Source organism: Mycobacterium liflandii (assembly GCF_022354805.1).
GTDB classification, from domain to species: domain Bacteria; phylum Actinomycetota; class Actinomycetes; order Mycobacteriales; family Mycobacteriaceae; genus Mycobacterium; species Mycobacterium marinum.
Genome location: NZ_CP023138.1, coordinates 5,676,081 through 5,696,948, shown reverse-complemented (window position 1 = coordinate 5,696,948; position 20,868 = coordinate 5,676,081). Strand labels below are relative to the sequence as shown.

Annotated in this window: 11 protein-coding genes and 5 pseudogenes; 6 read left to right on the top strand and 10 right to left on the bottom strand. The window is 65.6% G+C overall.

All coding sequences use genetic code 11. From position 1 onward, the window contains the following. Positions 1 to 12: 12 nt before the first annotated feature. Positions 13 to 1,101: an NAD(P)H-dependent amine dehydrogenase family protein gene (locus CKW46_RS25260; RefSeq protein ID WP_015357059.1), complete on the bottom strand. Its 1,089-nt coding sequence runs from the start codon at positions 1,099 to 1,101 to the stop codon at positions 13 to 15. A 25-nt stretch (positions 1,102 to 1,126) separates the two neighbouring features. Then, positions 1,127 to 1,918 carry an SDR family oxidoreductase gene (locus CKW46_RS25255; protein ID WP_482052537.1) on the bottom strand — a complete coding sequence of 264 codons (792 nt, stop codon included), beginning with the start codon at positions 1,916 to 1,918 and terminating at the stop codon, positions 1,127 to 1,129. Positions 1,919 to 2,251: 333 nt separating this feature from the next. On the opposite strand from CKW46_RS25255, the pseudogene pstS (CKW46_RS25250) reads away from it, so the two are divergent. The 3 genes and pseudogenes from pstS (CKW46_RS25250) to pstA all read left to right on the top strand — a co-directional run bounded on the left by pstS (CKW46_RS25250) (position 2,252) and on the right by pstA (position 5,248). Beyond that, positions 2,252 to 3,362 (top strand): annotated as a pseudogene (gene pstS, locus CKW46_RS25250) (phosphate ABC transporter substrate-binding protein PstS). A gap of 114 nt (positions 3,363 to 3,476) precedes the next feature. Continuing rightward, positions 3,477 to 4,349, top strand: a complete 873-nt coding sequence (gene pstC / locus CKW46_RS25245; protein ID WP_252872449.1) for a phosphate ABC transporter permease subunit PstC — start codon at positions 3,477 to 3,479, stop codon at positions 4,347 to 4,349. Further along, positions 4,346 to 5,248, top strand: a complete 903-nt coding sequence (pstA, locus tag CKW46_RS25240) for a phosphate ABC transporter permease PstA (RefSeq protein WP_015357056.1) — start codon at positions 4,346 to 4,348, stop codon at positions 5,246 to 5,248. Before pstC ends, pstA begins: the two co-directional genes overlap by 4 nt. Before the next feature lie 7 nt (positions 5,249 to 5,255). On the opposite strand, the pseudogene CKW46_RS25235 reads toward pstA, so the two are convergent. From CKW46_RS25235 to CKW46_RS25220, 4 genes and pseudogenes are all read right to left on the bottom strand, one after another. Beyond that, a pseudogene (locus CKW46_RS25235) lies at positions 5,256 to 7,351 on the bottom strand (serine/threonine-protein kinase PknD). Positions 7,352 to 7,671: 320 nt separating this feature from the next. Next, the gene (gene pstS, locus CKW46_RS25230) at positions 7,672 to 8,790 is read right to left on the bottom strand and encodes a phosphate ABC transporter substrate-binding protein PstS (protein ID WP_012396124.1); all 1,119 of its coding nucleotides are present in this window, start codon (positions 8,788 to 8,790) and stop codon (positions 7,672 to 7,674) included. A gap of 54 nt (positions 8,791 to 8,844) precedes the next feature. After that, complete coding sequence (ku, locus tag CKW46_RS25225; protein ID WP_117436434.1) at positions 8,845 to 9,720, bottom strand: non-homologous end joining protein Ku; 876 nt, start codon at positions 9,718 to 9,720, stop codon at positions 8,845 to 8,847. A gap of 171 nt (positions 9,721 to 9,891) precedes the next feature. Continuing rightward, positions 9,892 to 10,802: pseudogene (locus CKW46_RS25220) on the bottom strand (carbohydrate kinase family protein). Positions 10,803 to 10,824: 22 nt separating this feature from the next. Here CKW46_RS25220 and CKW46_RS25215 point away from each other — a divergent pair. Together CKW46_RS25215 and CKW46_RS25210 are read left to right on the top strand one after the other, a co-directional pair. Next, a pseudogene (locus tag CKW46_RS25215) lies at positions 10,825 to 13,138 on the top strand (ATP-dependent DNA ligase). Beyond that, positions 13,135 to 15,066, top strand: coding sequence for a fumarylacetoacetate hydrolase family protein (locus CKW46_RS25210; RefSeq protein WP_482052535.1), 1,932 nt, complete (start codon positions 13,135 to 13,137; stop codon positions 15,064 to 15,066). The pseudogene CKW46_RS25215 and the gene CKW46_RS25210 overlap by 4 nt, the downstream one beginning before the upstream one ends. Positions 15,067 to 15,070: 4 nt before the next feature. Here CKW46_RS25210 and CKW46_RS25205 read toward each other — a convergent pair whose 3' ends face one another. Beyond that, positions 15,071 to 16,771 (bottom strand): PE family protein, encoded by a 1,701-nt coding sequence (locus CKW46_RS25205; RefSeq protein WP_482052534.1) that lies wholly within the window; start codon positions 16,769 to 16,771, stop codon positions 15,071 to 15,073. Between the two features lie 119 nt (positions 16,772 to 16,890). Further along, positions 16,891 to 17,814, bottom strand: a complete 924-nt coding sequence (locus tag CKW46_RS25200) for an SAM-dependent methyltransferase (RefSeq protein WP_482052533.1) — start codon at positions 17,812 to 17,814, stop codon at positions 16,891 to 16,893. A gap of 80 nt (positions 17,815 to 17,894) precedes the next feature. On the opposite strand from CKW46_RS25200, the gene CKW46_RS25195 reads away from it, so the two are divergent. After that, entirely contained in the window at positions 17,895 to 18,701 is an 807-nt protein-coding gene (locus CKW46_RS25195; RefSeq protein ID WP_036427146.1) for an enoyl-CoA hydratase/isomerase family protein, read from the top strand. Positions 18,702 to 18,704: 3 nt separating this feature from the next. On the opposite strand, the gene CKW46_RS25190 is transcribed toward CKW46_RS25195, so the two are convergent. Both CKW46_RS25190 and CKW46_RS25185 read right to left on the bottom strand, forming a co-directional pair. Continuing rightward, on the bottom strand, positions 18,705 to 19,574 hold the full coding sequence (locus tag CKW46_RS25190) for an LLM class flavin-dependent oxidoreductase (protein WP_117435381.1): 870 nt from the start codon (positions 19,572 to 19,574) through the stop codon (positions 18,705 to 18,707). A gap of 144 nt (positions 19,575 to 19,718) precedes the next feature. Beyond that, a pseudogene (locus CKW46_RS25185) lies at positions 19,719 to 20,482 on the bottom strand (STAS domain-containing protein). Positions 20,483 to 20,868 lie beyond the last annotated feature (386 nt).

Sequence of the window (20,868 nt, the reverse complement as noted above, 5' to 3'; positions counted from 1 at the left end):
GGAAAATGCGGGCTAGGCGGCCCCTGCCGGCGGTAGGTACAGGCCCTTGCCTGTAACCAGCGGCAGCTCGAGGGTCGTGCGGATGCCGGGCGGGGCGGCCACCACCGCAGGGATCGCGTTGACCACCCGCATCGCGGTGGCGACCAATCCGGCATGGTTGTGGTCGCCGCGGCGGCTGCTCAGGCAGAGGTCCATGGCGTAGGACGGTTCGCCGGTGATCTCGATCCGGTAGGACCCGCCGGGCTGGGCGGGCTGGGGCCAATCGGGGCACAGATCCTCGCGTAGCCGGGTGACGTGTTCGAGCACCACGACAGGAGCTCCGTCGACCAATCCGAGGACTTCGAAGCGCAGCGCGGCGGCGCTGCCCTGGGGAATGTGACCGGAGGCGATGTCGAAGGCGTGCGGGGCGGGTTCGCGCACGTACATCTCCTCGACCACGTCGAGGGAAAGGCCAAGACCCGCCGCAAGCTGGCGGACCACCGAACCCCAGGCCAAACTGAGCACCCCGGGCTGTAGCAGCATGGGGATCTCGTCGAGCGGCTTGCCGAATCCCATGACGTCGAACATGACGACGGCGCTGTCGTAGGTGGCGTAGTCGACGATCTCCATGCAGCGGATCTGCTCGATGCTCTGACAGGTACCCGCGAGTGCCATCGGAAGCAGGTCGTTGGCGAAGCCCGGATCGATACCGCTGACATAGAGGCTCGAGTTGCCTTTGCGGGCAGCATCTTCGAGCGGCTTGACGAGTTCGTCGGGCAGTACCTGCCACGGATACTGCAGAAAGACCGGGCCGCTGCCGACGATATTGACGCCGGCCGCCAAGACGCGCCGATAGTCATCGAGTGCCTCGGGCAGCCGGTTGTCGGCCATCGCGTTGTAGACGGCGCACTGCGGCCCGCTGGCCAGTACGGCATCCAGATCGGTGCTGGCCTTCACTCCGGTGGATTCGGCGAATCCGGCCAGCTCGGCGGCGTCTTTGCCGGCTTTGGCGTCCGATGACACCCACACTCCGGTGAGCTCGAACTCGGGGTTGGTGATGAGCGCACGCAGCGAGTGAAGGCCGACGTTGCCGGTGCCGAGCTGCACGACGGGTATTGCCATGGCTGGTTCCTTAAGGAGTGCGGATTCACAGGTCGGGGACTGGTATGTCGAGGTTCGGATGGGTGAGGCCGCCGTCGACCTCCAATGTCTTGCCGGTCAGGAAACTGCCCGCCGGGGACGCCAAATACACTGCGGCGGCGGCAATGTCGACGGGATCGCCGAGGCGGCGCAGCGGTGTCGCCTGCTCCATCGGTGCGCGCAGTTCGTCGTTGGCGGCCACCACTTCCAGTGCGGAGGTGAGGATGGATCCGGGAGCGATCGCATTGACCCGGATCCGTGGGCACAAGTCCAGTGCGGCCAGCCGCGTGTAGTGCGCCAGGGCGGCTTTTGCGGTGCCGTAGGCGGCGAACCCTCGTCCCGCCACCCGGCCCATGGTCGAGGTGATGTTGATGATGCCGCCGCCGCCGGAGTGCTCGAGCATCAACGGAACCGCCGCGACGGTCAACGCGTGGGCGGTTGCCACGTTGAAGGTGAATGCGTCCTTGAGGTCCTTCGTCGAGGTGGTCAGCAGCGTATTGGGCATCGTTCCGCCGACGTTGTTGACAACGATGTCTAGTCTTCCGAACGCCTCGACGGCCTGCCCGGCCAGCTCCGCGGTGGCCTCCGGATAGGCCAGATCGGCGGCGACGACGTGCGCGCGACGCCCGATTGAGCGGACCGTGTCGGCGACCTCGTCCAGTTGGGACTGCGTTCGGGAGGCGATCACCACATCCGCACCAGCCTCGGCAAAGGCCAGCGCAATAGCCGCACCGAGGCCGCGGCCACCCCCGGTGATAACGGCAACTTGGTCGTCGAGACGGAACCTGTCGAGGATCACTGCGGCCTCGCTTCAATTGTCGACCGAGACGGCAGCAACCCTCGCCGTTTCGGGTGGGGCAGTTTCTGGAACAGGTTCTAGTTTGGCATAGCGGCGCCGAATTGTAACGACCCCCGCGAAGTGGAACCTCCGCGACAACCTCGCCTACCGCAGCCCCGGCCGTGGCTGAAATCGCGACGAAATGCTGCCTGCCCAGGGGCGAGTGTTCAACGTCCTGTAATCGAAGGTTCCCTGTTGCTAATGTAGCCTGCAGGCTGCGAAGAAAGCTGGTTGACGTGTCGCGCCCGAGGGTTGCGGCGGGAGTGTGTTTCATCTCTACCGTTAGGAACTGAATTGAAACTCAACCGAGTTGGCGCCGCGCTGAGTGTCCTGGCCTCGGGCGCTTTGGTTTTATCAGCGTGCGGTAGCGACAACAACGCAAGCGGGGAAGTTCGCCGGCCGGCCAATCGAGCAACGTGAGCTGCGGGGGAAGAAGACCCTCAAGGCCAGCGGATCGACCGCCCAGGCCAATGCCATGACCCGCTTCGTCAAAGCCTTCGAGGAAGCCTGCCCAGGACAGACCCTCAACTACACGGGCAACGGCTCCGGCGCCGGCATTAGCGAATTCAACGGCAACCAAACCGATTTCGGTGGTTCCGATTCACCGCTTAGCAATGATGAGGTGGCGACGGCCGAGCAGCGCTGCGGCGGTTCGCCGGCGTGGAACCTGCCGGTGGTGTTCGGCCCGATCGCCGTCACCTACAACATCAGCGGCGTCAGTTCGCTCAACCTGGACGGCACCACGCTGGCCAAGATCTTCAACGGCACCATCACCACGTGGAACGATCCCGCGGTCGCCGCGCTCAACTCGGGTACCAGCCTGCCCGACACCCCGATTCACGTGGTGTTCCGCAGCGACGAGTCCGGAACCACCGACAACTTCCAGCGTTACCTTGACGCGGCTTCCGACGGCGCCTGGGGCAAGGGCGCCGGCAAGTCGTTCAAGGGCGGTGTCGGCGAGGGCGCGAAGGGCAACGACGGCACGTCGGCGGCGATCAAGAACACCGAGGGGTCGATCACCTACAACGAATGGTCGTTCGCGCAGGCGCAGCACCTGAACATGGCGAAGGTCATCACCTCTGCCGGCCCGGAACCCGTGGCGATCAGCACCGAATCGGTCGGAAAGACGATCGCCGGCGCTGCGATCATGGGCCAGGGCAACGACCTGGTGCTGGACACGGTTTCGTTCTACAAGCCCACCAAGCCCGGTTCCTACCCCATCGTGCTCGCGACCTACGAGATCGTGTGCTCGAAGTATCCCGATTCTCAAGTGGGTACCGCGGTGCGGGCGTTCCTGCAGTCCACCATCGGTGCTGGGCAGAATGGCTTGGCGGACAACGGGTATATCCCGATTCCGGACGAGTTCAAGTCAAGGTTGTCGACCGCAGTCAACGCCATCGCCTGATCTGAGGTCGACGTGGTCCAAGGCCGGCCGGCCAAGCCTGAGCTAGCGGCGGTCGACGCGAGTTCATCGCGACGAGCCGACCGGCTGTTCAAGCTCTTCGCGTCCACGGCGGGGATGACCATCGTCGTCTCCATCGCGCTGATCGCGGTATTCCTGTTGATCCGCGCCATCCCGTCGTTGCGCGCGAATCACGCCAATTTCTTCACCAGTTCGGTGTTCGACACCTCCGACGACGAGAAGTTGGCGTTCGGCATCCGCGATCTATTCATGGTCACGATGCTGAGTTCGATCTGCGCACTGGCACTGGCGGTGCCGATTGCCGTGGGAATCGCGGTGTTTCTCACCCAGTACGCGCCCAAGCGGCTCTTGCGTCCGTTGGGCGCGATCGTGGACCTGCTGGCCGCGGTGCCGTCGATCATTTTCGGCTTGTGGGGCATCTTCGTGCTGGCCCCCAAGCTCGAGCCCATCGCCGAATTCCTCAATCGCAACCTGGGATGGCTGTTCTTGTTCAAGACGGGCAACGTCTCGTTAGCCGGCGGCGGCACGATCTTCACCGCGGGCATCGTGCTCTCGGTGATGATCCTGCCGATCATCACCTCGGTATCGCGCGAGGTGTTCCGCCAGACCCCACAGATTCAGATCGAAGCAGCCCAAGCGCTCGGGGCGACGAAATGGGAAGTGGTGCGGATGACCGTGCTGCCCTTCGGTCGCAGCGGTGTCATTGCGGCGTCGATGCTGGGCCTGGGGCGTGCCCTGGGTGAAACCGTGGCGGTGTTGATCATCCTGCGTTCGGCGGCCAAACCGGGGAACTGGTCACTGTTCGACGGCGGGTACACGTTCGCCTCCAAAATTGCTTCTGCGGCTTCCGAGTTCAGCGAACCGCTGCCGACCGGTGCCTATATTTCCGCGGGGTTCGCGTTGTTCGTCCTGACCTTCGTGGTCAACGCCCTCGCCCGCGCCGTCGCCGGCGGGAAGGTCAACGGATGACCACCAACGCGCTCGATCAGCCGGTCAAAGTGGTGGTGTTTCGGCCACTGAGCCTGGTGCGGCGGATCAAGAACAGCGTGGCGACGGTGCTGCTCTTCGCCTCGTTCGCCGTCGCGTTGGTGCCGCTGGTGTGGCTGCTGTGGGTGGTGATCGAACGCGGCTGGTACGCCGTCGTCCAGCCGGACTGGTGGACGCACTCCCTTCGCGGGGTGTTGCCCGAGGAGTTTGCCGGCGGCGTCTATCACGCGTTGTACGGAACATTGGTGCAGGCCGGAATCGCGGCCCTGCTGGCCGTACCGCTGGGCTTGATGACCGCGATCTATCTGGTCGAATACGGCTCGGGACGATTGGCCCGGCTGACCACGTTCATGGTCGACGTGCTCGCCGGGGTGCCCTCCATCGTGGCGGCGCTGTTCATCTTCAGCCTGTGGATCGCCACCCTGGGATTCCAGCAGAGCGCCCTGGCGGTGTCGTTGGCATTGGTTCTGCTGATGCTGCCGGTAGTGGTGCGCTCCACCGAGGAGATGCTCAGGCTGGTGCCCGACGAACTGCGCGAGGCCAGCTTCGCGTTGGGCGTACCCAAGTGGAAGACGATCGTGCGCATCGTCGTCCCGATCGCCATGCCCGGGATCGTGTCCGGTGTGCTGTTGTCGGTGGCGCGTGTCATCGGCGAAACCGCACCGGTGCTGGTGTTGGTCGGCTACAGCCGTTCGATCAACTTCGACGTGTTGCACGGCAACATGGCGTCCTTGCCGCTGCTGATCTACACCGAGCTCACCAACCCCGAGCATGCCGGTTTCTTGCGCGTGTGGGGAGCGGCGCTGACGTTGATCATCATCGTGGCCGCGATCAACCTCATCGCCGGGGGGATCCGGTTCCTGGCCACTCGAAGGCGATAGCCCCCGCTCAGGATCCTTGGGCCAGTTTCAGCACCCTGCCGTTACCGCGATCGGCGACGTAGACGTTGCCCTTCTTGTCCACCGCCACCGACAGGGGGTGTTGAGGCCGGTGAAGGGTAACTCGGTGGAGGTGGTGGCCCCGGCCGCCAGCTTGGCCACCGCATTGTTGTCGTGTTCGGTGACGTAGACATTGCCGGCGCTGTCCACGGTGATTCCCCACGGCGCGGTCAGGTTGGAGAACGGCAACACCGACTGGTTGCTGGTGCCGGCGTCGAGCTGCAGCACCCGGTTGTTGTCGGTGTCGGTGACGTAGACGTTGCCGTCGCTGTCCACTGCCACCCCGTCGGGGTTCTTGAGCCCGTTGAACGGCAGCACGACCTGGCTGGTGGAACCGGCCGGCATCTTCACCACCCGGTTGTTGCCCCGGTCAGCGACGTACACATTGCCCTGGGCGTCCACGGCGATTCCCTCGGGGTAATTGAGGCCGTTGAACGGCAGCTCAACCTGGTTGTTCGACCCGGCGGCCAGGGCCACCACCCGGTTGTTGAAGTCGGTGACGTAGATCTTGCCGGAGGTGTCCACGGCCACGCCCTGGGGTTCGTAGAGTCCGTTGAACGGCTTCACCGTCGGCGTGCTGGACCCCGCGGGCAAGGCCACCACCCGCCCGTACATGGTCTGGTTGGTGACATACACGGTGCCGTTGGCGTCCACGGCAACCCCGCCGGGGGCGAAGCGGAAGTTGAGACCGGTAAACGGCAGCACTACTTGCCCTCGCGGCTCGGTTGAGCCTTTGGGTTTGGCGAGCACGAATGCGGTGGCGCCGGCGACGACGAGCAGCACCGCCACCACGGCGGCGCCGATTATCCAGTTCTTCCGGCTCTTTTTCGGGCTCGCCGGCGGCGCGGTGGCCGGCTGACTGGCCGGCGGTGTCGCGCTCGGACTGGATCCGGTGCCGACGGCGGGCCGGATCCCGGACTGGCTGGGCCAGCTTGTGCCGGTGATGACGGGCGCGGCCTGCGTGCGCTGGTCGGATACGTCTGGGCGGGAGCGCCATCCGGTGGTGCTTGCCGGCACCGGCCGAGCCACCGTCTCATCGCCCGTCGGATATTGCGGCGGCGGCGCAACGGGCTGCGGCGCCGGTGGCTGGGCGCCCGATCCGCTGTAGTTGGTCCAGCTTCCTCCCGCGCCAGGGTCAACGGCTGGAGTCATGAAGGCCATGTTGTCGCCCTGACGCAGGATGGTTGCTTCCTGGCGCTGCTCGGGGGTGGTGAGCGCCTCGTGCGCGGCGATGGCCAGGTCCCCGGCGCTCATGTAGCGCTCGTCGGGATTCTTGGCCATGCCTTTGGCGATCACCTCATCCAACGCGGCTGGAACCCGTCCGGGACGGAGCTGACTGGGCCGCGGGGGAGGTTCCATCAGGTGCGCGGCAATCAATCGCTCCACGCTGTCTGCGCGATAGGGCGGTGGACCGGTCAAACATTCCCCCAGCACGCACGCCAGCGCATAGATGTCGGCACGGTAGGTGACGTCGTTGCCGGTGAATCGTTCCGGGGCCATGTAGTTGTAGGTCCCCACGGCCATCCCGCCCTGGGTCAGTCCGGGATCGGCGGCGGCCCTGGCGATACCGAAATCCACCAGATACGCGAAGTCATTGTCGGCGACCAGAATGTTCTCCGGCTTCACGTCGCGGTGGGTGACGCCGTTGGAATGCGCGGCGTCCAGCGCCGCGGCGATCTGGCGCACAATGGCCACCGCCCGGGCCGGGGTCAGTGGGCCGAACTGCGTCAGCATGGCGCGCAGCGAGACACCGTCGATCAGTCTCATCTCCACGAAGAACTGGTCGTCGATCTCGCCGTAGTCGTGGATCGGCACGATGTGGGGCTCGGTCAGCCGTCCCGCGGTGTCGGCTTCGCGTTGCATCCGCGCGCAAAACGTGGGATTGCCGGAGTACTGCGTCGAAATCAGCTTGAGCGCCACCACCCGGCGTTTGCGGGTGTCTTCGGCTTCGTAGACCTCGCCCATGCCGCCACGGCCGATCAACCGCACCAACTCGTAGGGCCCAAAGCGCGACCCAACCCGTGAACCCGGCCCGGTCTCGCTCACGGTCAACGCTCCCTTCGCGTGGGCGCCCATTCCACCGGGGCCGACCCTACATATTCACGCTACCGACGCCCGTGGTGCTGGTGCGCCGAAACCGGTGGTTAACACACGGTAAATCGTCGGAGAGTGAGCAGACAACAAAAACCGGTTACTCACAGCGATTTCTGTATCCTGAGACGAAGATGTGAGCGGACCGATTCGTGCGCGAGAGAGCCCCGCAACGGGCCCGAAACGGCCCGAAGGGGGCTGAGCCAGTAGCGCTGAGGCCGGTGAAACTAGATCGGACTCTTGAGGATTCGAATGGTCCGCGGCGCCGGAGACGGTTACGCGATGGCGTTGACCACCGGGATCAATTTCGAGCGAAACGACTCCGGAAGCGGGATGTATCCGTACTCATCCAAACCAACCTGGCCGTCACCAATTGTCGCTTGCATGAAGGCTTTAACGGCGGTGCCGGTCGGCGCGTCCGGGTACTTCGAGCAGACGATCTCGTAGGTCACCAGCACTATCGGATAGGCGCCGTCCTGGGTGGGCCGGTAGAACGACGAGGTGTCCACCACCAGGTCGTTGCCCTTCCCCTTGAAGGTGGCTCCGGCGATCGTCTTGCCCACCGACTCGGCGGTGATGGTCACCGGCTCCGGGCCCGCTGACGTGATGATCTGGGCCATGTTCAATTGATGGCCCACCGCGTACGACCATTCGTTGTAGGTGATCGATCCGTCGGTTCGCTTCAGCGCCTGCGACGTGCCGTCATTGCCGGCAGCACCCTCGCCGACGCCACCGTTGAAGGTCTGGCCGGCCCCCTTGCCCCACGCTCCGTCCGACGCCGCGTCGAGATACTGCTGGAAGTTGGCCGTGGTTCCGGACTGGTCGCTGCGAAAGACCACGTGGATGGGCGTCGGCGGCAGGTTGATACTGGTGTTGAGCGCCTTGATCGCCGGATCGTCCCACTTGGCGATGGTGCCGTTGAAGATCTTGGCCAGCGTCGGGCCGTCCAGGCTGAGTGCGCTCACGCCTTTGAGGTTGTAGGTGACCGCAATCGGACCGAACACGACCGGCAGGTCCCAGGCTTCCGATCCGCAACGCTCGGAGGCCTTCTGGGGCTCGTTCTTCGCCGGGTTCATCGGCGTGTCCGACCCCGCGAAGTCGGTCTGATTCCCCAGGAACAGCTTCATTCCGGCGCCGGATCCATTTGCGTTGTAGTCCAGCGTGTGGCCCGGGCAGGCATGGATATAGGCGTAGACGAACTGTTCCATCGCATTCTTTTGTGCGGTGGAGCCCGCGGCCAGCAGCTTCTTCTTACCGCCGCAATCCACCGGCACCAATGGCGTGCTGGATCCGGTCGACGACGAGGTATTGCTGGAATGGCCTCCGCATGCCGACAACGCCAATGTGCTGGCGAGCAGCAGGCTGAGCACGACGCCAGATCGGTTGGACTTCACGCAAAAACTCCTCTCGGCGGCACGACGAGCATATGTGAACAAGTCGGGCGCTGGTCAGGACTTGGCAGCTTGTTTGGCCCGGGCCTTCTTGGCCGGCGCCTTTTCGGCGGTGCTCTTCTTCGCCGCTGACTTCCCGTCACCCGAACGCGCTTTCACGCTCGCCTCCAGCTTGGTCAGCAGGTCGGAGACATCTTCGGTCTCGTCCAGCTCTGCGGGTTGTTCTTCGGCGGTAAATGCTTCCCCGCCTTCGAGTTTGGCGTCGATCAGCTCCTGCAGTTGCTCCTGATAGGTGTCGCGGTAGCGGTCCGGGTTGAAGTCGTCTGCCATCGACTCCACCACTTGGCCGGCCATCTTGAGCTCCGCGGGTTTGATCTCCACCTCCTTGTCCAGCACCGGGAAATCCGGGTCGCGGATCTCGTCTGGCCACAACAGGGTATGCACCACCATGACCTCGCGCTTGCCGAAGTCCTTGACCCGCAACGCCGCCAGCCGCGTCTTGCTGCGCAGCGTGAAATGCACGATCGCCATCCGCTCCGTCTCGGCGAGCGTCTTGGCCAGCAGCACATACGATTTAGAGGACTTCGAGTCGGGCTCCAGGAAGTAGCTGCGGTCAATCATCATCGGATCGACTTCTTCGGCTGGGACGAATTCCAGCACCTCGATTTCGCGGCTGCGATCTTCGGGCAACGTGGCGAGGTCGTCGTCGTTGATGATCACCATCTGGCCATCGTCGGATTCGAAGGCGCGGGCCAGGTCGGAGTATTCGACCACCTCGCCACAGACCTCGCATACCCGCTTGTACCGGATGCGTCCGTTGTCCTTGGCGTGCACCTGATGGAACTTGATGTCGTGGTCCTGAGTGGCGCTGTACACCTTGACCGGCACATTCACCAGCCCGAAAGCGATTGAACCCTTCCAGATGGAGCGCATGGAGTCAGTATGCCCAGAACCCGGGTCGGTTAACAGTGCGCCGCGGCACCGGAGTCCTGCTTCCTGCCCCAGCCCCGGTCAGCTCGCGAGCGTGCGTGTCGGCACGGCGACACGCCGCATCACGCGGCATTTCGTGCACCCTCGCCGGGCCCGATTGTGGGCGTGCGGTGGTCATCGCGACTGCCGCAGGTCGGCCCGATAGGGCAGGTCGGCGCCGGCACGGGCAACGGTCAACGCCGATGTCAGGGCCGCGACTTCGAGTGCAGAGGTCAGCGCCGACACCCCGATCTTGCGCAACTCGGTGCGCCGGTCGGCACCTAACAATCCCTGCTCCCACAGCGTGTCGAGCAGACCGGCCATGAACGCGTCTCCGGCGCCGACGGTATCGACCACGCGAACCGGCTGGGCGGGCATACTTGCCGGGCCGGCCACGCAGAACGCCACTGCGCCCTGATCGCCCAACGTCAGCGCGACAATCGCCGGGCCGCAGGCCAGCCAGGCCCGCGCGGTCTGCTCCGGAGGCTGGGTGGGGTCGATCCAGTGCAAGTCTTCGGCACTGGCCTTGATGATGTCGCTGCGCTCGACGAGGCGTTGGATGCGTTCCCGAGTCAGGTCCGGGTCAGCCCTCAGCGACGGACGCACATTGGGATCGAAGCTCACCGTGGCCGCGGCCCGATAGGCGTCGAGCAGCGCCGCGACCGCCAAGCATCCTGGTTCCCGCGCGGCGGCGATGGAACCGGTGTGCACGAGAAGCGGCGGCGCCACGGGGGTGTGTCGGGTATCTGCCATTCCAGGTCGAACGCGTAGGTGGCCGAGCCGTCGGGGCCGATCCTGGCCGTCGCGGTGGGCGTCCGATCAGCCGTCTGGCTTCCCGAAACAAGTTGTACACCTGAGGATTCAATGTACTCGGCGATCCGTCGTCCGCGGGCGTCGCGGCCGATGTGGGTCAGCAGATCGACGTCGCGGCCCAATCTGGCCAGTCCGACCGCGACGTTGAGGGGGCTGCCCCCGACGTACTCGGCCGGGTCCGGCCCATCGACGATGTCGATCAGGGCTTCACCGATCACCAGCCCACGTGCCATGGCGACAGGTTACGTTGGCCATATGGGTTCGGCGCAGGCCTGGCCTCCTGGACAGGCGAATGGTCCGCAGGTGACGCTGACCAACGCGGACAAGGTGCTGTACCCGGCTACCGGAACCACCAAGTCTGACGTCTTCGGTTACTACACCGGCATCGCCGAGGTGATGATCCCGCATATCGCCGGGCGCCCGGCGACTCGCAAGCGCTGGCCCAACGGCGTCGATCAGGCGTCCTTTTTCGAAAAGCAGCTGGCGTCGTCGGCGCCGGACTGGCTGCCGCGTGCCAGCGTGGTGCACCGGTCGGGAACGACGACCTATCCGATCATCGACAGCGCCACCGGGCTGGCCTGGATCGCACAACAGGCCGCCCTCGAGGTGCACGTCCCGCAGTGGCGGTTCGTTGCCGAGTGGACGTCCAAAGGCGAAATCCTCACGCCCGGGCCGGCCACCCGATTGGTGTTCGACCTGGACCCGGGCGAGGGCGTGACGATGGCCCAACTCGCGCAGGTGGCGTGGGCGGTGCGCGATCTGCTCGCCGACATCGGCCTGAGTACCCTCCCGCTCACCAGCGGTAGCAAGGGCCTGCACCTCTACACCCCGCTCGACGAGCCGGTGAGCAGCAAGGGCGCCACGGTGTTGGCCAAACGGGTCGCGCAGCAACTGGAAACGGTGATGCCGGCGTTGGTCACCGCGACCATGACCAAGAGTCTGCGGGCCGGGAAAGTGTTCCTGGACTGGAGCCAAAACAGCGGTTCGAAGACCACCATCGCGCCGTATTCGCTGCGTGGGCGCGAACAACCGACAGTCGCCGCACCACGCAGCTGGGAGGAGCTCGACGACCCGGGGCTGCGCCAGCTGACCTACGACGAGGTGCTTGCCCGCCTCACCCGCGATGGCGATCTGATTGCGGCGCTGGACGCGGACCTCCCCGGCGACGACCGGCTGCTCAAATATCGCAGCATGCGCAACGCGTCGAAAACGCCGGAGCCGGTGCCCCGAGCCAGACCCGTTGTCGGGCAGGGTAATACCTTCGTGATCCAAGAGCATCACGCGCGCCGTCTGCATTACGACTTCAGGCTGGAGCGTGATGGGGTACTGGTGTCATGGGCGGTGCCGAAAAACCTGCCGGAAACCACGTCGGTGAACCACCTGGCCGTGCACACCGAAGATCATCCGCTGGAATACGCGACGTTCGAGGGCAACATCCCGAAAGGGGAGTACGGCGTCGGCAAGGTGATCATCTGGGATTCCGGCACCTATGACACCGAGAAGTTCCGCGACGACTCGAGAAACGGTGCGGAAAAGGGGGGAGGTGATTGTCAACCTGCACGGCAGTCGAATCTCGGTGCGGTACGCGCTGATTCAGACCAACGGGGACCAATGGCTGGCGCATCGCATGAAGGACCAGACGGCCTTCGATTTCGACACCCTCGCGCCCATGCTCACCTCCCACGGCTCGGTGGCAGGTCTCGAGTCGGGTCAGTGGGCGTTCGAAGGCAAGTGGGACGGCTACCGGCTGCTGGTCGAAGCCGACCATGGCGCGCTGCGACTGCGCTCCCGCAGCGGACGTGACGTCACCGCGGAATACCCCCAATTACGTTCATTGGCCGCCGATCTCGCTGATCACCACGTGGTGCTCGACGGTGAATTGGTGGCCCTCGACTCCTCCGGAGTGCCCAGCTTCAACGAGATGCAGAACCGGGTGCGCGCCACCCGCATCGAGTTCTGGGCGTTCGACTTGCTCTTTCTGGACGGTCGCTCGCTACTGCGGGCCAGATACCGCGACCGGCGCAAGCTACTGGAAACCCTGGGCAGTGCGGGCAATCTGATCGTTCCGGAGTTGTTGCCCGGTGACGGCGCCGAGGCGCTGGCCTACTCGCACAAGCGCGGTTGGGAGGGAGTCATTGCCAAGCGCCGCGACTCCGGCTATCAACCCGGGCGGCGCTCGTCGGCGTGGATCAAGGACAAACACTGGAACACCCAGGAAGTCGTCATCGGCGGTTGGCGAGTTGGGGAGGGTGGGCGCAGCAGCGGGATTGGATCGTTGCTCATGGGCATTCCCGGCCCGAGCGGTTTGCACTTCGCCGGCCGTGTTGGAACCGGCTTCACCGAACGTGACCTGGCCAACCTCAAGAAGACGCTGGCGCCGCTGCATACCGACGAATCCCCATTCGACGCTGCGCTTCCGGCGCGCGAGGCCAAGGGTGCTACGTTCGTCGCGCCGACGCTGGTCGGGGAGGTACGCTATAGCGAGTGGACCCCCGATGACCGATTGCGGCAATCCAGCTGGCGTGGGTTGCGCCCGGACAAAAACCCGAGTGAGGTGGTGCGCGAATGAAATGGGTGACGTATCGAAGTGCGGACGGTGAGCGTGTCGGGGTGTTGTCCGACGGTTCGATCTACGCGATGGCGCCGGGAGTCGCCCTGCTCGATCTGATCAAGCGCGGCGCCGACGGATTACGCGAAGCCGGTGAAAACGTCTTGCGCTCACCGAGTGAGGTGGTGGCTCTCGACGAGGTGACGTTGGCGGCGCCGATACCGCGCCCGCCATCGATCCGCGACTCACTGTGCTTCTTGGACCACATGCGCAACTGTCAGGAAACGGTGGGAGGCGGCCGGGTGCTGATGGATACCTGGTATCGCATCCCGGCGTTCTACTTTGCCTGTCCGGCCACCGTGCTCGGGCCCTACGACGACGCGCCCATGGCCCCCGGAAGCGCCTGGCAGGACTTCGAATTGGAGATCGCGGCGGTGATCGGAACCGGCGGCCAGGATCTGTCCGTCGAGCAGGCCGAGCAGTCCATCATCGGCTACACGATCTTCAACGACTGGTCGGCACGTGACTTGCAGCAACTGGAAGGCCAGCTGCGCATCGGGCAGGCCAAGGGCAAAGACAGCGGAGTCACCTTGGGCCCGTATCTGGTTACCGCCGATGAGCTGCAGGCCTATCGCCGCGACGGGAAGCTGAGTCTGCAGGTGAGCGCGCTGGTCAATGACACGGTCATCGGCTCGGGATCCACCGCGACGATGGATTGGACCTTCGGGGAAGTCATCTCCTATGTCTCGCGCGGGGTGATGCTGGCGCCGGGCGATGTGATCGGCTCCGGCGCCGTGCCCACCTGCACCCTCGTCGAGCACCTGACCAACCCCGACTCGTTTCCCGGCTGGCTACATGACGGCGACGTCGTCACCCTCGAGGTCGAGGGGTTGGGGCAGACGCGGCAGCGGGTATGTGCGACCCCGCCACCGCAGCCTTTGGCACCTCGCGTTGATCCCAACGCCGCGCCAGAGGCCGCCCGGGTCAACCCGGCGCCGCCGCTGGTGCCCTACACCCGTGGGCTGCACCAGGTCGCCGATCGGGTGTGGGCGTGGACATTGCCGGACGGCGGATTTGGCTGGAGCAACGCCGGGCTGGTCGCCGGAGACGGTGCCTCGCTGTTGGTCGACACGCTGTTCGATCTGGCGCTCACGCGCGAGATGCTGGACGCGATGCGGCCGATCACCGATGCGGCGCCCATCACCGATGCGCTGATCACCCATTCCAACGGTGACCACACCCATGGCAACCAATTGTTGAGCCCTTCGGTGCGCATCATCGCGGCCAAAGGCACCGCCGAGGAGATTGCCGAAGACACCGGTCCCACCTTGCTGACGGCGATGCAGACCATCGACCTCGGGCCGGTCGCGACGAGATTCATGCGGGATCGCTTCGGGCACTTCGATTTCAGCGGAATAAGGCTGCGCAACGCGGATCAGACATTCGACCACGAGCTGACGATCGATGTTGGTGGCAGGCGGGTCGATCTGATCAACCTCGGTCCCGCGCACACCGCCGCGGACTCGGTGGTGCATGTGCCCGATGCCGGCGTGCTGTTCGCCGGGGATCTGCTGTTCATCGGCTGCACGCCGATCGTCTGGAACGGGCCGATCGCGAACTGGATAGCGGCCTGCGACGCGATGATCGCGCTGGACGCGCCCATCGTGGTCCCCGGCCATGGCCCAGTCACCGACCCGGATGGAATCCGGGCCGTCCGCGGCTATTTCGAGCACGTCAACGAACAGGCCGAGGCTGCCTACCGCAAGGGTCTGTCCTTCGACGAGGCAATCGAGACCGTCGAGCTTGGAGAGTATGCGTCGTGGCTGGACTCCGAGCGGATCGTGGTCAACATCTATCAGCGCTACCGCGAACTCGATCCCCACACCCCGGAGGTAGAGCGATTGGCGCTGCTGGTCATGCAGGCCGAGTGGGCGGCCAAGCGCGTCTAGCGGGTTAGCCGGGTAACCCGAGTGCGCCGAATATCCGGCCGCCGGCGCTACCGGCACCCGGGATCGCGCCGGCGCCGCCGGCACCGCCGTCCCCGATCAGACCGGCGTTGCCGCCATTGCCGCCATTGCCGCCATTGCCCGTGGTGGCACTGACGCCGCCCGCGCCCCCTCCACCGCCCGTACCGTAGAACCATCCGCCGGCTCCGCCGGTGCCACCGCTGCCGCCCACTCCCGCGTCGGAGAACAGCAGGCCATCGCCCCCGGCGCCCCCGGAGCCGCCGACGCCGATCAACCCGGCGGCGCCCCCGGTACCTCCGGTGCCTCCGGCGCCAGCGGGGCTGCCGCCGCTGGCGGCGCCGCCGGTGCCGCCGGTGCCGCCGGTGCCGAACAACCCGGCCGCCCCGCCGGCCCCAACCATGCCGCCGACTCCGCCAGTCCGGTCGGCCTCGCCGCCCTGTCCGCCATCGCCGCCGTTGCCGGCGATACCGGAAAACAATCCGGCGTTGCCGCCGTTACCGCCGTTGCCTCCCGAGCCGGAATTATCAGAGCCTTGGGTTCCAGGACCACCGCCGGCCCCGCCGGTGCCGCCGTTGCCCCAGAGCCCGGCGGAGCCCCCGTTGCCGCCGTTGCCGCCCGGCCCGCCATTACTGTTGAAACTTGCCGGCCGACCGGCACCGCCGGCTCCGCCATCACCGCCGTCGCCGCGTAGCAGACCGCCCTGCCCGCCGGCGCCCCCGTTTGCGGCCACACCGCCGTCGCCGCCGATACCGCCGCCGTTGCCGATCAGTCCGGAGTTTCCGCCACGACCGCCGACCTGGCTGCCTGTGGGTACTGCGGGGTCGTTGAGGTCGCCGCCAGCCCCGCCGTTACCGCCATTGCCGCTCAGCATGCCGCCGTCACCGCCGGCACCGCCGGCCGCGCCATTGGCGCCGTCGCCACCCGCACCGCCATTGCCGATCAGACCCACGCTCCCGCCGTCTCCGCCGGCCCCACCATTGAAAAAGAACTGCTGTCCTGCGCCGCCGGCACCACCCGCGCCGGCATTGCCGAACAGCCCCGCGTTGCCGCCGTTGCCGCCGGCACCGCCGCCGATCACGAACGACGGGCTATCCCCGCCGCCTCCACCGGCGCCGCCGTCGCCGAACAGCATTCCGCCGTGCCCGCCGGCCCCGCCGGCGCCGCCCGGCCCGCCAAGCCCGCCGGCCCCGCCGTTGCCGATCAGCCCGGCGCTTCCGCCGTTACCGCCGGCCACACCCTGGTTCGTGCCGGGCGCGCCGTTGCCGTCGTTGCCGAACAGCAGCCCGCCGTCGTCGCCGCTTTGCCCGGGCGCGGCACCGTCAGCACCGTTACCGATCAGCGGGCGCCCCAGCAAGGCCGTGCTCTGCTGGTTGATCACGTTCAGCAGTTCCTGCAGCGGGGATGCGTTGGCGGCTTCGGCGCCGGAATAGGAGGCCGCCGCACCGCTCAACGATCGCCAGCACTGCTGGTGAAATGCGTTGGCTTCTAAACTGATTGTTCGATAGTCCTGGGCATGGTCGGCAAATAGCGACGCCACCGCGGTCGATATCTCGTCGGTACCCGCGGCCAGGATCTCGCTGGTCGAGGGCAGTGCCAAAGCATTGGCGGTGCTCAGGGCCGAGCCAATTCCTTCCAGGTCAGCCGCCGCGGAAGCCAACAGTTCCGGCACTGCCATCACATACGACATGTTTGTCCCTTGTGTTCTGGTGAGTAGGCGGGAAAGTGCAGCGTATCGCGATACCGAACTGCGTCGTCGTGTTCTGCGAGTATCGTTGTCGGACTTGCTTTCTGGATGCCGTGCTGTTGCTAGTCGGTGGAGCGGACCGCGATCACGAAGCCGATCGTGCTGGCCGGGCTCTGCCGGTCGGCCGCGGTCAGTTCCGCAAGCCCGGCGGCCAGGACCAGATCGCCATGGTCGGCGGTGGCCGTCTTCCAGCCGTGTGATCGCAGATAGGCCGCGACGTCGGTGTGCTCACCGGGATAGGTCAAGCCGGCGATATCCATGTCGAGTCCATGGGCTCGCCATCCCTCGGTCATCTGCTGCGCCAGTTGCTGGGACTCCGCCGATGACCCATTGATGGTTCCGTAGTCGGCGGCTAGCCGGCTGCCGACGGCGCTGAGCTCAATGACATTGTCCAGCAATCGAGTTTCGGCCTCCGGAGGAAGGAAACCGATGAGCACCCCTTCGGCCAGCCAGGCGGTCGGGCGGGCGGCGTCGAAACCCGCTGCCCGCAGCGCGGACGGCCAGTCGTCGCGCAGGTCGATGCCCACCGGATGGTGGTCGGCGGTTGGGGATGCACCGAGTCGAGCCAGCGTGGTGGTCTTGAATTCGATCACCTCCGGCTGGTCGATTTCGTACACCCTCATTCCGGTCGGCCAGGGCAGCCGGTAGGGCCGCGCGTCAAGGCCGGAGGCCACGATCACCACCTGGCGCAGTCCCGCGGCGATCGCATCGGCAAAGAACTTGTCGAAAAACAGTGCACGGGCGGCGAACGTGTCCACCATGCGCGCAAATCCGAGACCGGCTGCAACCTCGTCGAGATCAACCTCGCCGGAGGCCGCCCGGGTGAACAAGTCCAGCCCCACGGCGCGGACCAGCGGCTCGGCAAACGGGTCGGCGATGATCGGCCGTGACCGCCGGGTTGCGGCGGCCCGCGCCGCGGCGACCATGGTGGCGGTGGCGTCCACACTGTTGGCCAGGTCCCAGCTATCGCCCTCGGTTCGTGCCATCTTCTTCTCCTTCGACTTGGGCAGGCGTCAATCCACCGTAGGCCGTGTCGGTAAACGGTCACGTCGCCTACCGTTCGGGTATGGCTGCAGTGGAATTGCAAACTCTTCAGCACAACATTGCTTGCGTCACCTTGAACCGGCCGACCCGGTTGAACGCCATCGACGGATCGCTGCTCGACGCGATGGACGACGCCCTCGACGCGCTGAGCGGGGGCGAGTTTCGGGCCGCGATCCTGACCGGCGCCGGGCGCGGGTTTTGTGCCGGAGCGGATTTGAGCGGCACCGGACAGCCTTGGACGAAGGCCACACCCACCACCCCGCCGTTCAAGGCCACCTACGATGCCCAGGTCAGACTGGCCGACCAATTGACCCGGCTCTACGAGCTGCCCATTCCCGTGATCGCGGCGGTCAACGGCGTCGCGGTCGGTGGCGGGCTGGCCTTTGCGCTGCATTGCGATATCCGGATCGCTGCCGAAGACGCCAGGTTCGGATCGGTGTTCATCAAGGCCGGGTTCTCGTCGATGGACATGGGCACCAGTTATCTGCTGCCCAGAATCGTCGGTGCCGGGGTGGCGCGCGAACTCATGCTGACCGGCCGCATCATCGACGCTGTGGAGGCCTATCGGATCAGGCTGGTGCACGAGGTGGTGGTAGCGGACGAATTGTTGACTGCGGCGCAGAAGCTGGCCGGATCGATCGCCGAGAACAATGCGTATGGCGTGTGGCAGACCAAGATTGGGCTCAACGCGGCGCTGGATGCCCCCAGCCTGCGGCATGCCAAGGAAATCGAGAACCGTACTCAGATTATCAGCGGCTTCACCAACAACCCGGCCGAGGCCGCCCGCGCGCATCAGGAGAAGCGTCCGCCGGCATGGGATTCGCTGTAGCGTCTAATCTTTCGAGATAATCTTCTCGGCGAACTTTTCCAGGTGGGCGATCTTGGTCTGTAGCGGCTCGGTGTCGGGACCCTTGATGTAGGGCATCCGGAAGCCCACGATGACGTCGGTGACTCCTTTGTCCTGCAGCCGCTTGATGCCGTCGACGGTGTAGGCATCCATTGAGATCACATGGATTTCGAACGGGCCGGTGTGCCCCTCTTCCTCGCGAAAGTGCTGAAGTTTGCTGATCAGGCGGTCGAGTTCGTCGGGATCGGTGCCGCCGCCATGCATCCAGCCATCCAGGCGCGCCGCGCGCCGAAGTGCGGCATCGGCATGGCCGCCGACCAGGATCGGGATCGGCGCGGTCGGGGCCGGGCTCATCTTCGTCTTGGGAATGTCGTAGAACTCGCCGTGGAACTCGAAGTATTCACCGGTGGTGAGTCCTTTGACGATTTCGATGCATTCGTCAATCCTCTTGCCGCGCTTGGCAGAGGGCACACCCATCAGCTCGTAGTCTTCCGGCCATGGACTGGTGCCCACGCCCAGCCCTACCCGATTGCCGATCAGCGCGGCCAGTGAACCGGCTTGCTTGGCGACCAGGGCGGGGGGCCGGACGGGGAGTTTGAGGACGAAGAAGTTGAACCGCAGTGTCTTGGTGACCGCGCCCAATGCCGCGGTCAGGACGAAGGTTTCAATGATCTCCTTGCCGTCGAGAAACTCGCGATTGCCGTCGGGTGTGTACGGATACTTCGAGTCGGACTCGTAGGGATAGGCGAGGCTGTCGGCGATCGTCATGCTGTGGTAGCCGGCCGCCTCGGCGGCCTGTGCCAGCGGGACATAAAACGACGGGTCGGTCATCGCCTCGGCGTAGCTGAACCGCACGTCATCCCTCCCTTCTGTGAGCGGGCATCCAGATCGATACTAGAACGTGTTCTAGTGCAATCGCGGCGAGTCCGGACAACCGCGGCTACTCGGCCGGCGCCCAGCAAGCACGCGGGATGAGGGCCCGGCTCACACCGTCGCCGGCTAGAGCTGGTTCTCCGGGCCGATGATCGCCCACACCGTTTTGCCGGTCGCGGTGGGAGTGCTGCCCCACGCGCGGCACAGCGCTTCCACGATGGCCAGGCCGGACACGTCGATGCCTTTTGGCGGAGTCTGCAACCGGATAGCCGGGGCATTGCTGCCGTCGGAGACGGCGATGGTGGCCGCGGTGCCGTCGCACTGGACCTTGATCACTGGGTCGCTTCCGGTGTGCTCCAGCACGTTCTCGACGAACACGTTGACGATCACCAAGGCGACCGGTATCAGCCCGGGTTTCGACCACGACGTGAGCCACTCGCGGACCAGCTTGCGGGACTCGCGAAGGCTGCCCAGGTTGGCGGGCAATTGCACCTGGGCATACCGCACCTTGCGTCGCGCGAGCCGGCCGACGGCCTTGATGGCGCCTTTCTCGGTGGGGTACACCGGCATGAAACGGGTAACTCCGGTTCGGGTGATCAGTTCCCGGCCGGCGCGACTCGCGCACACCAGCAAGATGGGGACATGCTGCGGGGTATCGACCTGCCAGCGTGCGCTGACAAAGATGGACCAGGACGCTTCGTCGGGTACCTGCAGGGCGCTGACGTTGACGACGACGGCGTACGGCTCGTCGAGCGTGGCCTTGATGATGGCATCGCGCAGCGCCGCGCAGTTGGTGGAGTCGATGGCGCCTCGACCGAAAGGACCACCAGCGAGTCTTCGCTGCGCGTGTCGATGGCCAAGGCGTTGGGAGACTTCGCCGTCGCGTTCACTGGACCCGCTCCCGCTTCCGCGAGCTGATCATCGCCCCGACCGGCGGCCGGTGCCTGGCTAGCCGATCTGCAGACATCCCGAACCGGTATGCCAGCTGCATCCTGTCCTCCGGTTCCATGTCGTGCTCCTCGAACTCCCGCCCGTGAATCGTTAGAGGACACCGACTACATCGGTGGCGCAAACTTCCATTTTCGGCCAATGCGGACGCTTTGGGTACATCGGGTGCCATCTGTCTCGCCCATGGCCAAGAGACGGGAAATTTTGTCGGCTATCGATGGTTCGTACCCGGACCGGGTAGATCGGCGCGGCCGGCAAATCCGTGCAGCATGCCAAGGGCGGGCCGGGCGGATCCTGCCACCGCGCCCGCCCGAACTGTCGACCGCTA

Excerpts from the sequence above, each read along its gene's own strand:
- CKW46_RS25210 (WP_482052535.1), top strand. The coding sequence starts at position 13,135 with ATGAAATGGGTGACGTATCGAAGTGCGGACGGTGAGCGTGTCGGGGTG.
- CKW46_RS25260 (WP_015357059.1), bottom strand. The coding sequence starts at position 1,101 with ATGGCAATACCCGTCGTGCAGCTCGGCACCGGCAACGTCGGCCTTCAC.
- pstC (WP_252872449.1), top strand. The coding sequence starts at position 3,477 with ATGACCATCGTCGTCTCCATCGCGCTGATCGCGGTATTCCTGTTGATC.
- CKW46_RS25195 (WP_036427146.1), top strand. The coding sequence starts at position 17,895 with ATGGCTGCAGTGGAATTGCAAACTCTTCAGCACAACATTGCTTGCGTC.
- CKW46_RS25200 (WP_482052533.1), bottom strand. The coding sequence starts at position 17,814 with ATGGCACGAACCGAGGGCGATAGCTGGGACCTGGCCAACAGTGTGGAC.
- pstA (WP_015357056.1), top strand. The coding sequence starts at position 4,346 with ATGACCACCAACGCGCTCGATCAGCCGGTCAAAGTGGTGGTGTTTCGG.
- ku (WP_117436434.1), bottom strand. The coding sequence starts at position 9,720 with ATGCGCTCCATCTGGAAGGGTTCAATCGCTTTCGGGCTGGTGAATGTG.
- CKW46_RS25205 (WP_482052534.1), bottom strand. The coding sequence starts at position 16,771 with ATGTCGTATGTGATGGCAGTGCCGGAACTGTTGGCTTCCGCGGCGGCT.